This is a genomic window from Enterococcus sp. AZ128, assembly GCF_051714485.1.
Taxonomy (GTDB): Bacteria; Bacillota; Bacilli; order Lactobacillales; family Enterococcaceae; genus Enterococcus_A.
In genome coordinates, this window is the sequence record NZ_JBIORZ010000003.1 from 21,974 (window position 1) to 37,530 (window position 15,557).

At 39.4% G+C, this 15,557-nt stretch carries 14 protein-coding genes and 1 riboswitch; all 14 genes read right to left on the reverse strand.

Annotated features, from left to right (window positions below; genetic code table 11):
- Nucleotides 1-71: 71 nt before the first annotated feature.
- The gene (locus tag IGI38_RS18920) at nucleotides 72-569 is read right to left on the reverse strand and encodes a PTS system mannose/fructose/N-acetylgalactosamine-transporter subunit IIB (protein WP_438733424.1); all 498 of its coding nucleotides are present in this window, start codon (nucleotides 567-569) and stop codon (nucleotides 72-74) included.
- Between the two features lie 12 nt (nucleotides 570-581).
- Complete coding sequence (locus IGI38_RS18925) at nucleotides 582-989, reverse strand: PTS sugar transporter subunit IIA (protein WP_438733425.1); 408 nt, start codon at nucleotides 987-989, stop codon at nucleotides 582-584.
- A gap of 246 nt (nucleotides 990-1,235) precedes the next feature.
- Nucleotides 1,236-4,055: a sigma 54-interacting transcriptional regulator gene (locus tag IGI38_RS18930; protein WP_438733426.1), complete on the reverse strand. Its 2,820-nt coding sequence runs from the start codon at nucleotides 4,053-4,055 to the stop codon at nucleotides 1,236-1,238.
- 180 nt (nucleotides 4,056-4,235) lie between these two features.
- Complete coding sequence (gene truA, locus IGI38_RS18935) at nucleotides 4,236-4,973, reverse strand: tRNA pseudouridine(38-40) synthase TruA (protein ID WP_438733427.1); 738 nt, start codon at nucleotides 4,971-4,973, stop codon at nucleotides 4,236-4,238.
- A 270-nt stretch (nucleotides 4,974-5,243) separates the two neighbouring features.
- Complete coding sequence (locus tag IGI38_RS18940) at nucleotides 5,244-6,431, reverse strand: MalY/PatB family protein (RefSeq protein ID WP_438733428.1); 1,188 nt, start codon at nucleotides 6,429-6,431, stop codon at nucleotides 5,244-5,246.
- The gene (locus IGI38_RS18945) at nucleotides 6,424-7,491 is read right to left on the reverse strand and encodes a M24 family metallopeptidase (RefSeq protein WP_438733429.1); all 1,068 of its coding nucleotides are present in this window, start codon (nucleotides 7,489-7,491) and stop codon (nucleotides 6,424-6,426) included. Before IGI38_RS18945 ends, IGI38_RS18940 begins: the two co-directional genes overlap by 8 nt.
- A 16-nt stretch (nucleotides 7,492-7,507) precedes the next feature.
- A complete protein-coding gene (locus IGI38_RS18950; protein WP_438733430.1) occupies nucleotides 7,508-8,833 on the reverse strand; it encodes a PTS sugar transporter subunit IIC in 1,326 nt (441 codons plus the stop codon).
- Nucleotides 8,834-8,902: 69 nt separating this feature from the next.
- Nucleotides 8,903-9,244: a PTS sugar transporter subunit IIB gene (locus IGI38_RS18955; protein WP_438733431.1), complete on the reverse strand. Its 342-nt coding sequence runs from the start codon at nucleotides 9,242-9,244 to the stop codon at nucleotides 8,903-8,905.
- Nucleotides 9,245-9,273: 29 nt separating this feature from the next.
- Nucleotides 9,274-9,579 carry a PTS lactose/cellobiose transporter subunit IIA gene (locus IGI38_RS18960; RefSeq protein ID WP_438733432.1) on the reverse strand — a complete coding sequence of 102 codons (306 nt, stop codon included), beginning with the start codon at nucleotides 9,577-9,579 and terminating at the stop codon, nucleotides 9,274-9,276.
- A gap of 15 nt (nucleotides 9,580-9,594) precedes the next feature.
- Nucleotides 9,595-10,635, reverse strand: a complete 1,041-nt coding sequence (gene ypdE, locus IGI38_RS18965) for an aminopeptidase (RefSeq protein ID WP_438733433.1) — start codon at nucleotides 10,633-10,635, stop codon at nucleotides 9,595-9,597.
- On the reverse strand, nucleotides 10,625-12,490 hold the full coding sequence (locus tag IGI38_RS18970; protein WP_438733434.1) for a BglG family transcription antiterminator: 1,866 nt from the start codon (nucleotides 12,488-12,490) through the stop codon (nucleotides 10,625-10,627). Before IGI38_RS18970 ends, ypdE begins: the two co-directional genes overlap by 11 nt.
- 368 nt (nucleotides 12,491-12,858) lie before the next feature.
- A complete protein-coding gene (eno, locus tag IGI38_RS18975) occupies nucleotides 12,859-14,130 on the reverse strand; it encodes a phosphopyruvate hydratase (protein WP_438733435.1) in 1,272 nt (423 codons plus the stop codon).
- A 148-nt stretch (nucleotides 14,131-14,278) separates the two neighbouring features.
- Nucleotides 14,279-14,345: riboswitch (Fluoride riboswitch) on the reverse strand.
- A gap of 287 nt (nucleotides 14,346-14,632) precedes the next feature.
- On the reverse strand, nucleotides 14,633-15,142 hold the full coding sequence (locus IGI38_RS18980) for a DinB family protein (protein WP_438733436.1): 510 nt from the start codon (nucleotides 15,140-15,142) through the stop codon (nucleotides 14,633-14,635).
- A gap of 61 nt (nucleotides 15,143-15,203) precedes the next feature.
- Nucleotides 15,204-15,554, reverse strand: coding sequence for a hypothetical protein (locus tag IGI38_RS18985; RefSeq protein ID WP_438733437.1), 351 nt, complete (start codon nucleotides 15,552-15,554; stop codon nucleotides 15,204-15,206).
- Between the last annotated feature and the right edge of the window lie 3 nt (nucleotides 15,555-15,557).

The following is a 15,557-nucleotide window of genomic DNA, read 5'->3' on the forward strand; positions in this document are numbered from 1 at the left end:
ATTATGTTTTTTCTTTTTTATTGTCTTTGTTCAATCAAGCAACTGAAAAGTGTTGAACTCACATCCTTTTTCTACAATATTTTATACTTTTCAATTAGTTTTTGAATCGGTACTGGTGTTTCTTCTGGAATAGCTTGGAAATAAACTTCCATATTTTTGGCTAAAAGCCCTTCTAAAATCTCAACGTCTTCTTCTGAGAGATTAATATTTTTCACTACGTTTTTACGACTAGGGCCACCACCAAGTCCGCCAACTTGAATGGCCTCTTTGACAACTCCGACTTCAACCATTTCCCGCAGTGTCATCAAATCTGGGACCAAAAACAGCACTTTACTATTTTTAGCTGCCGCTTCATTCTCCCAATACTCTTTGACAGACTCTATACTTTTGATGATGACCTCTACACCTGGAGGAGCCGCCATCAGATAAATACTTTGTAAAAATTCATCTTGCTCCAGCTCATCACTTACTACGATAATTTCATTAGCTGCCGATTGCTGCAGCCATTTAGTCACAACTTGACCGTGAATCAAGCGACTATCTACTCTAGCTAATACGATTTTTGACATTTTTCTCATCCTTTACTTTTTTATAGGTAATTCCAATAGTTGACAACTATCGATGACAGCCTTATGAATTTCTTGCGCCGACTCTCGTGTAAATCCTCCGTTATCTTGTTTCATTACTGCCTCCAATAACATAGAAGCACATAGCCCCGAAATCGCTGCAACTTCATAATCCTTTGATAAGCGCAACGCGACATTACTAGGTGTTCCGCCTTTGATATCCGTTAGAATCAGTAATTTATCGTGCCATTTTAATTGTTCAATTTGTGCTTTGACCCGTTCTAGATAATCTGGCAAAGAGTCTTCCGCATTCAAAGCAACTTCATAAACATTATGAATCTCTCCAACAATCATTTGGACACTTTTTAAAAGCTCTAACCCCCATCCATTATGAGTCAAAATCAAAATCGGTTCTTTCTCCATACCCTCACTCCTTATTCATCTTAAGCTATTCATGTCCTATACTATCCAACCAAACAGACTCCTTATCATTAAGCGAATTCACAAGTATGGTTTTAATTTTTTTACGTAAAAATCTCCTATACTTATCTATGCTGCTTTTTTCGAGTTAAGGAGTTGGACTGACATTCGGACATTGCCTTCACCTTTTATAAAGCAAATGCTGTGCCAAAAAAATAACCCTTTAAAAAAAGGGCTATTTACCGCGGTTTATACAGTGACTTCAAACAGCAAATCATAAATGTATTTCACTTCCAACGGTGGAATGATGACATTATATGACACTTCGATCGGTCGGAAGGCCATTTTTATGACAGATGCCAGCTCCGGCAGCTCACGATATGACAGTTCATAAGAAGTATGATCATATTCTGGATGTTGAATTTGCCGTTCAATCATACAGGCGCAGTGAATGATGAAACGCAGAAGTCGTTTTTCATCACTTTTCTTTTTAGTCTGCATACAAATATCCGAATAAATTTTTGATAATTCAATCGTAATACTTTTAGGATTTAAAATACTCAATAAATCTGTAATGGCTTCGATCGATAATCCCTGAATATATTTAGCTGAGACCTTTTTTAAGACTGCCTGATTTTCATCTTTAGCTAGATCAAAGCCTAACATTTGAAACACTAATCTAATCCCTTGATCCGACAATAAATTATCCAGTGAAACAAACGGGATATCAGGAATTTCAGTCTTCACTGTCCCGATGATCCCGACTAATTTCTCATCCTCGTGAACAAAGGAAAGCAGGCGGCTAAGATCTTCCAATTCTTTTTTCTCCAGTGTGATGATTCTCACATTGGTCAGTAATTCTTGCGGAAAGGTATTTAGCAGCAATTTTTCAATTTTTAGTGCCGTACCTAAACCTGTTAGACAAGAAATAACCAAAACCTTAGAGTCTTCAAAATTACCTTTACGACAAATGAGCGCTTTATGATTCTTCTCCTTTAAAACTGGCAAGAGGTATTCAAAATTCGTCGATTCATAAATCGCTTCCCGAGCTACTTCCAGTAATGTCAGTAAATTGATGTTGCTGATCAAAAGCACTTCGATTTGAAATTCTTTACTAAGCACATTGCCGAAATAGACTAACGAACCGATATCAACCATAAGAATCAACTTGCTGTACCCATTGTCCCGCACTACCTGTCGAACCTTGTCCAGGGTTTCTTCCACCGACTGATTAATCGGCATATTAACAGAATTCATTAGACTAGTCGAAAATAGAACATTTGTGTACTCTACCATGCTGGAGGCTGTCGCGCTCCCGTGAGCCACCACGACAATGCCGCATTTTTCATCTAATTCATAACGGCGATCCGTCGCTTTTATTTTACGAATGAATAAATCATAAAAAATAATTTCCGTATTCGGCAGTTTCAAGGCAAAATAAGTCTCAATATGGTCAACGATTTTCTCTGCCAGCTGATAATTCTCAATCTTCCCCGAAAAAATATTACTTGTCAGATCAAAAAAATCTTCGTTTATCTGCGCTGAGTAAAAAACACTGGAATAAATATGAGCCGCTAACACATCCTTCAAATGCTCAGGCAGAAGAATTCCTAACTCTTGTTCAATATAGTGAATGATTTGATTAATTTGTTCATAGAACTGCTCATCTATGTCATGATCTTTTGAAAACGTTTGGCTGAAGAGATCCATATCGTAAAGCTGATCCAGCTTATTCTGCATCATGGCTACCGCATCTTTAGAAGAAATATTTACATTCTTAAGATCAGCGTATTCCTTTAATAAGAAATTATAAAAACGATCATTCTGCTTATCTTTTACTTGCAGCAGCTGTTCCACATGAGGATAAAAATAGTCATGTTGAATATTGATCCCTCGACTAGGAACGTACTCATTTAATACAACAATATCCTTCGTATCTACCGTATTTTCATCCAGCATTCCCAATGGGACATCGATGACCAATCCTTGAATCTCATAGTCGATCGCATCTAAATACGCCTGCGCACAAATAAACTGGATTTCTGACTTCAGTTCCCCGACATTTGCTTTGTATTTGGAGAAAACGAGATATTTCAACGTATTGTAAGAAATAGAAATATCTTTTTGAATGCCCTGACTCTCTTCCATAAAAAAAGTCAGGATTAGCTGTATCTTTTCTTTGATTGATCGTTCAGACAAACTAGGTATATGTAAATTTACCGGTATTCGACGCAAAAATGTTTTCAAAAAAGTCTTTTCCAATTCCTCTGTCGTAGCAAAAACAAACTTGATTGAGACATGACGCTGATTTTCTGCTTCACCCATTCGTGTGAAATAACCTTTGTCTAATAAGGTAAACAATTTCTCTTGCCCTTCATTGGTCAGCCGATGAACCTCATCCAAAAAGAAGAAACCTCCGTCTGCCAATTCTACCAATCCCTGATGATCATTATCCGCTCCCGTAAAACTGCCCTTTTTATAGCCAAACAAATGGGACGTCAATAATTCCGGATTGTTGAAATATTCAGCACAGTTAAAATAAATAAAAGGAACTTTCTGCTCTGTTTTTGCCTCAAAAAATTCATGCAGATGCTCTGCCAATAACGTTTTCCCTACACCTGATTCTCCCGTCAGCATAATGTTCAACCCTTTGGGCGGATATAAAACAGCCGCCTTCAATTTTTTTATGCTATCTGCTAGGCTTCCATCATAGCCGATTACTTTTGAAAACGGATTGTTGCGAAATTCTTGTTTCTGCTGCTCCTTCTTCTCCATTGCTTCGCGAAGTTCCATTTCTAACTCCCCAAGTGAAGCGTATTCATCTTTTGGAGGAGAAAAAAGAAAGGTCTTTTCTAAAACTAACCGCGCAAAAAACAATACCGGGCGTGATTTGACTTTGATGACTTGATGACTGCTCGTTAATTTTGATAAATCTTCACTAACCGCCGTTCGAGCGTAGCCAGTAGCCTCACAAATATCTTTTACCGTACACCCCTTTAAGTTGTTCAAGGTGAGTTCATTAAACTGATGGAATTTATGTAAACATTCAAAAATAGTATCAATTCTCATAATTTTCTCCTTCAAAGAGTTGTTAGCTTGTTTTTAACATCTCACAAGCCAGAATGCAACACAATTTTTTACAAGTGAACATAGAAAAAATAGTGACGAATAGGAACATCCTGTCTAATGAAGAGGTAAATAAAAAACTAGTTTTGAACATTTCAGCGTTCAAAACTAGTTCTATAAATTTTAGTAATACACTTCATCAAGAAAAAGTCCTTGCGCTGGTGCTGTTTCTCCAGCGTTTTCTCGTACCTTAGTCTCAAATATTTCATCGATTACCTTCAGCTCCAATTTTCCAGAGCCGATTTCTAAAATCGTTCCCATCAGAATACGAACCATTTTGTGCAAGAAGCCATCACCAACAAAGATAAAATGCAACATACTGCCTTCTCGTTCAATTGAGATAGTTTCAATCGTCCGCGTCGTTGATTTTTTGGTCTTTTTCAACGCTGAAAAGCCTGCAAAGTCATGCTTACCGATCAGTTTCTCACAAGCAGCATTCATTTTGTCCATATCCAATGTTTGTGGGAAATAAAAACTGTGATAGCGTTCAAAAGCCGTAGGAATTGGATCATTCCAGACATAGTAGCTGTATTGCTTGCCTTTCACATTATAGCGAGCATGGAAACGTTCGGGCATTTCTTCTATCTTTTTGACTACAATATCACTTGGTAGATAGCGGTTAAAAAATACCAGCATCTCATTGCGGGTCATTTCTGAATTTGTTTTAAAATTTGCAACTTGACCTTTGGCATGCGCCCCTGCATCCGTTCGACCCGAACCGATAATCTCAATCTTTTCACTGGTCATTTGCTCGATGACACTTTCGATTTTTCCCTGGATCGTCTTCTCTGAATCTCCCAGACGTTGCCAGCCTAGATAACGTTTACCATCGTATTCAATTGTTAACTTAATATTTCGCATAGGATATATCCTCCTCAAAAGTTTCACACTGAACCAATGTACCACAGAAACCTGAGATGCTCTAGTGGCAGAACCGCTATCTCATGTTATAGGAATCATTTTTCTACAGGTTAGAAAAATACATTTTATTTTCGTTTCCCATACGAACCGACTATACTCTTTCTACTTTTTTTTAACCAATAGATGTCCTCTCGAAGAATATATCCTGCTGAAACTCGGACTCACAAAAAAGTCGGAACACTTGGTGAAGTGGTCCGACTTTCAATGAATTTACACACGTTCAACGCTCTTGCTATATTCTTTTTTGATTCGGCTTAATGCTTCCAGCAACAGTTCTCTGGGCATTCCGATACTCAACCGAACAAAACCCTCGCCATCTTGGACAAAGTAACTGCCAACCACCATCGTTAAATTCGCACGACGGAAAAATTTCTGCATTTCTGCTTCATCTTTAAACCAGTCATGTACATCAATCCAGGCTAAAAATGAAGACTCTGAAGGCATCACTTTAGCCTCTGGAATTTCTGCAAAAAACTCATAGATAAGCTTCATGTTTTCTTCCACATAATCGGTCATTTCATCTAGCCATGCTTCACTTTCATTATAAGCCGCCACGATTGCCGGTACAGCAAAGACATGAGGAGATGTAATCGAATTCTTTTGTAATTGAAGCAGTAACGTTTCTCTGATTTCTGGATTTGGAATCACCACGTAAGAAGTTTTTAGCCCACCTAGATTAAAGCCTTTGTTTGGAGATAGACACAAAACACTGTGATGAGAAATTTCTGGATGTGCATTCCAAATCGATGTAAATCTCTGATTCTTATAAACGATATCGCGATGAATCTCATCACACACCAAAAGAACCTCGTGGCGAATGCACAATTCTGCTAATTGGAAAAGCTCCTCTTTTGTCCAAACACGCCCGGATGGATTTTGCGGACTGCAAAAAATGAGCAACTTGATATCGTGATCGATCATCTGCTGCTCCATATCTTCAAAATCAAGATAATAGCGATTGTCGCGATTAATCAGCGAACTGCAGTATAATTTTCGTTCATTGTGTTCGACTGCTTCAGCGAAAGGATCGTATGCCGGAGTATTGATCAACACCCCTTCACCTTTTTCCGTATAAGCCTGCACGATATAATGCAGCGTCGACACCGTTCCAAAAGTCAGTTTGATCCATTCTTTCTCAATCTCAGTATCATAGCGCCGCTTATTCCAATCGATCACCGCGCCATAAAATTCATCTGGCACGTAAGAATAACTGTAATCACCAATACTTGCGCGTTTCATCAATGCTTCTTGGATCGCTGGAGCGACTTCAAAATCAATATCTGCTAAATCCATTGGAATCGCCTCTTCGTTCAAGCCAAATTTTTCTTTCAGTACTTGATTACTCCATTTGCGAGCATTCCCTTGTTTGCGATCAATGATTTTATCAAGATTATACATAGCATTCACCTACAGTTAACAGTTCTTTTGTTGTTTTATTCAATGGGACCCCGACACCATTTTGAATCACGACATCATCTTCGATTCGTACACCGCCGATACCGGGAAGATAAATTCCCGGTTCGACACTCATCACCATGTTTTCTTTTAGCACCATCTGACTCTTCGGGTTCAAGATCGGGCCATCGCCGCCCATGCCAATACCATGACCTAAACCATGACTAAAATATTCACCATATCCGGCCTCACAAATGATTTTTCGTGCTACGGCGTCGACCTCTTGCCCAGTGACTCCCTCACGAATAAAATCAGAAGCCGCCTGCTGAGCATCTTTTACAACTTGATAAACTAACGCTAGTTCCTTGTTAGGTTCTCCCAGAGTAACTGTTCGCGTCATATCCGATTGATAATCATCTAAGACGATTCCAAAATCGATCGTGATAAAATCGCCCAGTTCAAAAGCACGTTGCGTTGGTCGCCCATGAGGCAGCGCGCTTCGCGGTCCGCTAGCCACGATCGGATCAAAAGCCATTGCGGAGGCTCCTTTTTTTAATGAAAGATAATGGATTAACGCTCCAAGTTCATTTTCCTGCATGCCCGCTTTGATTTCCGGCAGTAATTCTGCGAAAATCTCATCTGTTACTGCGCAAGCATTGGTGATCAGCTGAATTTCGTCTGCTGATTTAATTGCGCGTAATTCCTGAAGCTGACTCGACCAAATCGTTACTTTAAATTCTTCAGAAAACTTGCGATACTCTTGGATCGACAAACCATTTGGTTCGATCGCCAAATCTGTGATTTTCTGTTGCTTCAGCCAATTAACTATTTGGGGTAGGTAACTGCCTTGTGGCACTTCAAAATTTTCAAATCCTTCGGTCAGATCTTTTATCTCTTGCCGATAACGTCCATCAAAAAACTGAATCTTAGAAGAAGGCGTGACGACCAGATAAATGCCGCTTCCGCCTAGTGAACCAAAATATTTTTTGTTTTCACGATTTTTGATAATGATCGCGTCCTTATCTGAATCAATTAACAGCTGTTGGATTTTTTCAATTCTCATCTGTCACACTCCAATTCTAGAAATCTAGATCTAATCCATCCAAGATATCCGTATCGCCTTGGTCGAAGATATTTTTTTGTTCCTTTTTCTTCGCTTCATCTTTTAGTTCGTTGCGTTCCATGACCTTAAAGAATGGTACATAAATGGCTACTGCGAGAACTAATTGCAACGCATTCACCAAAATCGTCCGCCAATCACCGTTTGTCAAGAAACCTTCCAAGAAGACGCCAACATATGGAGGGTCAAAGACTGGTTTGTTCAACCAACCCCAATGCATGAAAAACATCGGCAACGTCCCAATGATCGCCCCGCCAAAAACATGCGGAATGAACATCAACGGATTTAAAATGATCGGTGCTCCAAACAAGATCGGTTCATTGATTCCAAACAAAGCAGGAAATAACGAAACCTTTCCGATTTGACGATAACGCTTCGATTTTGAAACCAAGCACGCCACAATACAGCCAATTGAAATTCCGCAGCCTGTAAATCCAAAGAAGGCACTTGATGCACCAGCAGTGTAAAAATGCGGGATTGGCTGACCAGCTTGGAAGGCAGTGATATTTTCGGCAATGAAAGCAACCATAATCGGACGAGTAATTGGACTGAAAACAGATGAATGAATCCCAAAGAAGAAGATCAAGCAAATACAGAAATTCAGCGCCAATACGGACCATGGATTGTCCATCGAACCAACCAGCGGTGATAAGAAACGCGTCAGGATTGTTGGTGGAAGCTCGCCGGCAGTCTCCATCAAAGCAAACCGGCCTATAATGAATGTTCCGCCGACAATCAATGTTACGGGAATCAATTCAAAAGATTTAGAAACAAAGTCCGGCACTCCTTCCGGCATCCGAATCGTCAAATTGCGTTTTTTACAGAAATTGTATAGTTCCACCGTGATCAAGGCAACAAACATCGCGGTAAACAGACCTTTCGCGCCAAAGTTCGTGATATCCAGCATCCCGTTCTCATCAAAAGTGGCTGTCATAAATAGAAAGCCAAATAATGACAATGTTACAGCACCAGGAATATACAGCTTATAATGATTTCCTAAGTTATACGAAATCGCGGCACAAGCGTAAAGACCAATCAGCCCCGTTGAAAGTGTTACTGGAAGATTAAATAATTCCGCATTATTAAGAATAAACTGACTAAATGTATTGGATTCCCCCAACATGTTTGGCAATGCCGGTAAGATAGCAAAGAAACTTCCTAAAATGGTAAATGGTGTCATAGCAACCATCCCAGCTTTGATGGCACTCAAGTGTCGTTGGTTATCGACTTTGTGAGCTAGCGGGACGAAGAAACGGTTCATAAAAGCCTCAAATTTTGCGAACATAATGCTCCTCCTAGTTCATAGTTATCACTCTATTTTTCACTACGTCTATCCTTCTGCTTTCACTAATGTTTAAACAGATTGTTTAGCTAGTTGATGTTTTTTATGGGTAACCAGCGCAAGCTTCATAACTGTCGCGCCATCCATTTGTCCATAGACATCCTTATCAATCACTGCATAAGGAATATCTCGCGGTTCCAAAATTGACTGAATAAAATCGATTTTGTGAGTGATTTGAGGTCCAACTAAAACGATATCCCAGCCATCGATTTGGCTTTCAATCGAATCTGCGGGAATCGCAGTAAAATCAAAATCCGCATCATTCAATTTCGCACTTTGTTGAACGACCTTGCGCATATTTTGCATCAACATATTCGTAGAGAATCCTCCAGCACAGCATAGTAAAATTTTCATAATCCTTTTCCCCTTTATCGTTTATTTTTTTAGTGCAACACTGAAATCAGTGTTTCGATTAAATCTCTAGCTAATTGACTCGTCATATAGTGGTCCTGCGCGTGAACCATCAGCAGCCCAACATTTGATGATTCCACCTCGTCATTTAATTCACGGCTGATTAAATCAGTTTGAATATTATGAGCTTCCAGATCTAAGTTGCGCGACTCTGCTATCAGCTCTTTCGCTCGATCAAACTCCTTAGTTTTTACACATTTTAATGCTTCGAAAGCTTTCGCTTTGCTTTCTCCAGCAATCGAGATCAATTGTACGATTTCTTGTTCTTCTTTTGTCATGTTGTGACAGCCCCTTTAAATGAAATCCGCCATGCGGTGATACGTTTCTTCTGTAAAATTTTTGATTAACCCTTCATATAGATTGATCATTTGTTGGACATCTCGTTTATTTACGATCGAATAAGCACAATGTCCATAACGGACAGGTAAAATCGTCACAACAGTCGGTTTTCCCTCATTCACTTTGTGAGCTTCACCACCATCAGTACCACCAGAATTGAACATATCCAACTGTAACGGAATCGCTTGCTTTTTCGCTATTTCTTTAACATAATGAATCATTTCTAGATTTGGAGCCAAGGTACGATCAAAATGTGTTAAAATCGGCCCTTTGCCAATTTGCCGCTGATTGGTATGATCACGTACAAATTCAGTACTGAACGTCGCCACATCAATAACAAAGACAATATCCGGATTAATTGCTTGTACGGCTGTCTTTGCCCCGCGAATCCCAACTTCTTCGCTGCTTGTATTGGCAAAATGCACAGTCAGCGGTAATTCTTCAGTAGCTAACGTCTTCATCAGTTCGCCCATTACGAAACAGGCCAGACGATCATCGAAGGCTTTTCCCGCATAAATATCTTCTACTGCGAAGTCTTCAAATTCGGTCGCGTAACACCCCCTATTGCCTACTTCTATTCCTAATTCCTCAACTTCTTCCGCAGTGGTTGCTCCGATATCACAGTAGAGATTTTCTGTTTTGCCATCACGATACTCGCCATTGATGACTCCGCTAATTTTTCTCCCATCAAAGGTTGTGATCCGAATTTTTTGCAAATGCTGGGCAAGCGGCTTCACTCCGCCTACGACCATTAAATGAATCAGTCCGAATTTACTAATGCTTCGTACCATAAATCCCACTTCATCCATGTGTCCACAGATCATGATACTCTTTGTACTTTTGCCTTTTTTTGTAAAAATCAAGCTGCCAAGTCCATCCGTCTGTTTCTCATAAGGCAATTCACCCAGCTCAGATAAAATCGTCTGCCGAACCTCTTTTTCATTACTAGCTATCCCATCAGCATTGGAAAGATTTTTCAAAAACTCAATGTTCACTCTGATTCCTTCTTCCTAAAACTCGTTTTAATGTATAGTAAAATTCGTGGTAATCCTTACTTTCAACTAACGTGTTAATTGCCGCTGGATGATTCATCAATTTGCTCAACTCTTTTGAGATGATCTGATGAATGTCCAATTGCTCCGCCTTTAATGAGACCATAAAAATTATTTTTGCTGTCCGCTCTGTCTTCCTCATCCCTTCAGGTAATAAACAAACCGCCACTCGATTTTCCTTGCCTGACATGACTAGCGGATGGGGAATCGCGATCCCATTTTGATAGATCGTTGATAAATAATTCTCGCGTTCCATCAGGGATTCCTTATACCCTGCGAAACCGACCTGCTCTTCTACTTCTTCCGCCAGGTCCTCCAAAATATCGGAATAGGCGCGATCCGTTTCAATTCGAAACAATGATTCTGAAAACAAGTCAAAAAAGGCGCGTTCAATTGAAAAGTTTTCGTCACTTTTTAATAGGCTGAGATTTTCACTTACTTCTAAATAATCAAGCTCACTTTGAATCTCACTCATCAAAATAACTGGACATTCAATTTCGATCGTTAATTCAATGATCGAAAAGATTAAATCAGGATAATAATCTTGAATTTTTTCGATTTCAAACATTGAAAAAGTCTGGATCTTCGCACGTGGAAAAATCCGCTTCAATTTCATTTCCACCAGATATGCCATCCCCCCGCCAGATGAACAGACTACGGCGATTCGATAGATATTTTCGATCAACTTTTGCTGCCACTTATGATAGGGAACTGTCATATGAGTCGCTAAGTAGCCAATTTCATCAGATGCGATTTTTAATTCGAATTTTTCCTCCAGCCACTTGGAAAACATGACCGCGAAATTAAAGATCACTGGATAATCTTTACTGATGTCTTTCAAGTAGGGATTGCTGAAATTCACTTCTTTGCGTGACCGTTCAATCAACGCCGCCACATGCAGATAAACAAGATCAATAAATTCCTGATCATTCGAAAAATGTGTCTTCTGCTGGTGATCCATCTGCTGAAAAAAATGGACGATCTCTTCCTTTAGTAATTGTTTATTGCTTAATATTTCAAGTTTCTTTGTTTTGGCTAATAGGCTGGCTTCAAAGTAATCATGAGTCTCCTTTTTAACAGGTACAGGAAAGTTTATAGTCTTTAATACGTCTGTTAAAAAAGAGTTTGGGGATTCCGTTTGCTTGTCCTTCTCTTTGATTAACAGCAGTAGAAACAGTTCTTCCTCTAATCGTCGAAACTCAACATAATCGATCTCCCATTGATGATGACTAATCAAATGATAGAGACTATCCTTCAAATCTTTTTGTTTTTCGAGATCGAACGCCCTCCCTAATTTTTCCAGTAATTTAACATTGCCTCTCTGATAACAATCCAGCAGCAATAAAAGCCGATTTTTCAACTCGCTGATGATTCGAATTCCATAATGAGCTTTCCGCTCCAAGATCAAGGAACTGCCTTTAAGATACAATTCAAGTTTTGAAAGATCCTTTTTAATTTGGCTTCCACTAACGAGCAATTCATCGCTTAGCTGCCTAACGGTCTGATAGTCTTCATTGATTAAAAGAAGGCTCAATAACGACTCCAGCCGATCCTTTTGCATCTCAATCGTCGCCTCAGAGAATCCCGCCAGAAAAGCTGAAAGTTTTTCTTCATCTAAAATGATCAATCGACAGCCTAACTTAGCAGATTTTTCTATCGTAAACCCCTGTTGTAAGTCTGATAAACCTTGCAGATCGTTACGGATTGTTCTAGATGAAACACCAATCTTTTGGGCCAATTGATCGATTTTTAAATAGTCATTTTCTCTTAAGGCCTTCAATATTTGTACCTCTCTCATCCTCACCTCTCCTTTTTTTGCAAGCGTAATCATTTACACGTTCAGTATAAGAAACCCCTTTCAATTAGAAAAGTTGAACTTTTTCCATTGAGTTGTGCAAAACGTGTCCGTTTAAAAACTCAAATAAGAAACAACCAAACCTACAATGATGTATGTGCTTTAAGAATTGTATCAGCCACCCTTTACTATCACAATAAAAATGATAAATTTAATATATCAACTAATACTGCCAACCATAAAACTAAAAGAATGCTCTCATTTTGTGCAATGTTTTAGAATTTCATGTACCTTTTTTTGGAAAGTGAAGTCTAAACGTAAGAATCCCTACCGTCAATAGTGACGATCGGGATTCTCAGATGTATCTCCTTTTACGCTTTATGAAAACGAGCTAACCTTCCATAACCTCCTAATTCTTCTTCAATACGCAGGAACTGATTATATTTTTCGACCCGTTCACTGCGAGCCATGGAGCCTGTTTTGATTTGCCCAGCGTTCATGGCTACCGCAAAATCTGCAATGAAGGTATCGCCAGTTTCACCAGAACGGTGAGATATCATAGTTGTATAACCATTTGCACGCGCCATTTTGATGGTTTCGATGGATTCTGAAACAGTTCCGATTTGATTCAATTTGATCAAAATCGAATTAGCGACCTTTTTATCGATTCCTTCAGCAAAGATCGTTGGATTAGTTACAAAAATATCGTCACCAACAAGTTGAATTTGATTGCTCATTGTTTCAGTCATTTTCTTGAACCCATCCCAATCATGTTCTGAAAAACCATCTTCAATTGAGATGATTGCCGGATATTTATTAACTAAATCTTGATAGTAAGTCAACATTTCATCTGAAGTCATTTCTTTCCCTTCAAAGTTGTATTTCTTCGTATCATCGTTGTAAAATTCACTTGATGCTGGGTCCAGTGCAATGGCGATTTCTTCACCTGGTAGATAACCAGCTTCCTTAATAGCCCAATATAACATTTCGATTGCTGCTTCGGTACTACCTAATTTTGGCGCAAAACCTCCTTCATCGCCAACAGCTGTTTCATATCCTTCTTTGCCAAGTACACGCTTCAATGTGTGGTAAGTGTTCGCAACTTTTTCTACACCATCACGAAAACTCTTACGTTTTACCGGTGTGATTAAGAATTCTTGAACATCGATTCCTGAGTCTGCGTGAACACCTCCGTTGATTACATTGAAGAACGGCTGAGGTAATTCAAGATCGACTCCGCCTAGATAACGATACAATGGGATCTTTTGACTTTGAGCCGCTGCACGCGCGACAGCCATAGAAACTCCAAGGATCGCATTTGCCCCAAGACGCCCCTTATTCGGCGTACCGTCTAAATCGATCATGGCTTTATCAATTTCTGCTTGATCGAATGGTGAGCGACCTTTCAACTCATCGTTGATTTCAGTATTGACGTTTCTTACCGCCTTCAAGACACCTTTTCCCATCAAATAATCACCGCCATCTCGCAACTCGACTGCCTCACGGTCACCAGTCGAAGCACCACTTGGAACTTCGGCACGCCCCATTGTCCCATCCGATAAAACCACGTCGGCCTCAACCGTAGGGTTCCCCCGTGAATCAAAAATCTCTCTTGCTTTTACTGCTTCAATTACTACTGACATCTCTTTTTCCTCCTCAAAAAATGATTTCATTTACATCGCGCATCAACTAAACTGTCTGAGCTAGCTATCAAAAATTGAATACGCAAAAAAGCCTGTTACAAGTTAAGTACTTTTAAACACACTTTAAGTAAAGGTTAAAAGTATTTAACTTACAACAGGCGCCATCAGCTGAATGATTCAGCGGTTAGGAGGGGTGCACCATCCCTCTTACACAAAAAAGAATACCACTCTCATTTTCTTTTGACAATCAGAACGTCTTTTGGGAATTGTCAAAAAAGGACCTGTGACAAAAATCTTGTCACAGGTCCTTTTTCCGAACAAACGGTGTGTCAGAAGTAGCTTCTTCTTCGCAAACTACGCATACAGTTACTGCTAAGTTTCACTAAGCAAAGCTAGCATTCGGAAATAAGCCGAAATTTCACAAAAATTTAAGAAGCAATTTTCGGAAATTCCTTCTTATTTCTTGAAGCTGACCACTTCTGTCACAACCTCTTTCCTAAAACTATTTTCCAATAACTAATCGCCTAGTGTACACGGCCTGTCCTGAATGCATCAAGGCATCATCAATTGCTGAAACAATACGAACTTGGCGAGTAACCGGCGGATTCCAACTAGTATCGATCACATCCGCTAGATTGCTTTCATCTAAGCTTTCTAAATAATTCTTCGTAAATTCAATGCTGGCCGCTAAATAATCCAAAACTAATTGGCGATCTGCAACAACAACCTTCGCTGCTTCTTCTGGTGTGTGTCGATAATCTTCAGTATCATCTGGTAGATCCAAAGCAAATTTTTCTGACCATCCATCGCTTGTCCACAAGAATTCTGTACCATTCAAATCAGATAGCTGCATGTCTAACTCTCGCGCAGTGTGCCACATCAGCCAAATTACCGATTTGATCAAAGGCGCTGGCATTTGATTCGCTTCTTCTGTCGTCATCTGATCCAGTGTATCCTCAAAACGTTCTTGCGCACGATCCAACATTTCCATTGCAAATTGCGTATTCTTCATTTTGTGAAACCCTCCTTGTACTCTCTTCTCTCACTTTACTACGGTGATTTTCTAAGAGCAACTATTCGATGTCTGAGTATAAATAAATGAGGTCATTCGCAATTTGTTCTGCTTCATTTATCTGATCAAAATGAAAATGTAATTTTTGTTTTGGCAAAGTGATGATCAACTCATTTTCTTTGCGACGAATTTCCGCCTGATCCCTTAAAAAAAACTCATGGGTAAATTGGTCCAAATCCACTCTTGGATGAATCAATAAAATTCCTGCAGAATAGAAAACAGCTGGAATTTCGTCACTCGTTTCTAGCAATGTAAAATTCATCAACTCTTCTGTCGAAAGTTGTGAATCAATATAGGCTTGTAAAATTAAAAACTGTTGCGTTTGATTGAAGACTTGTTTAAATTCATTCATCGT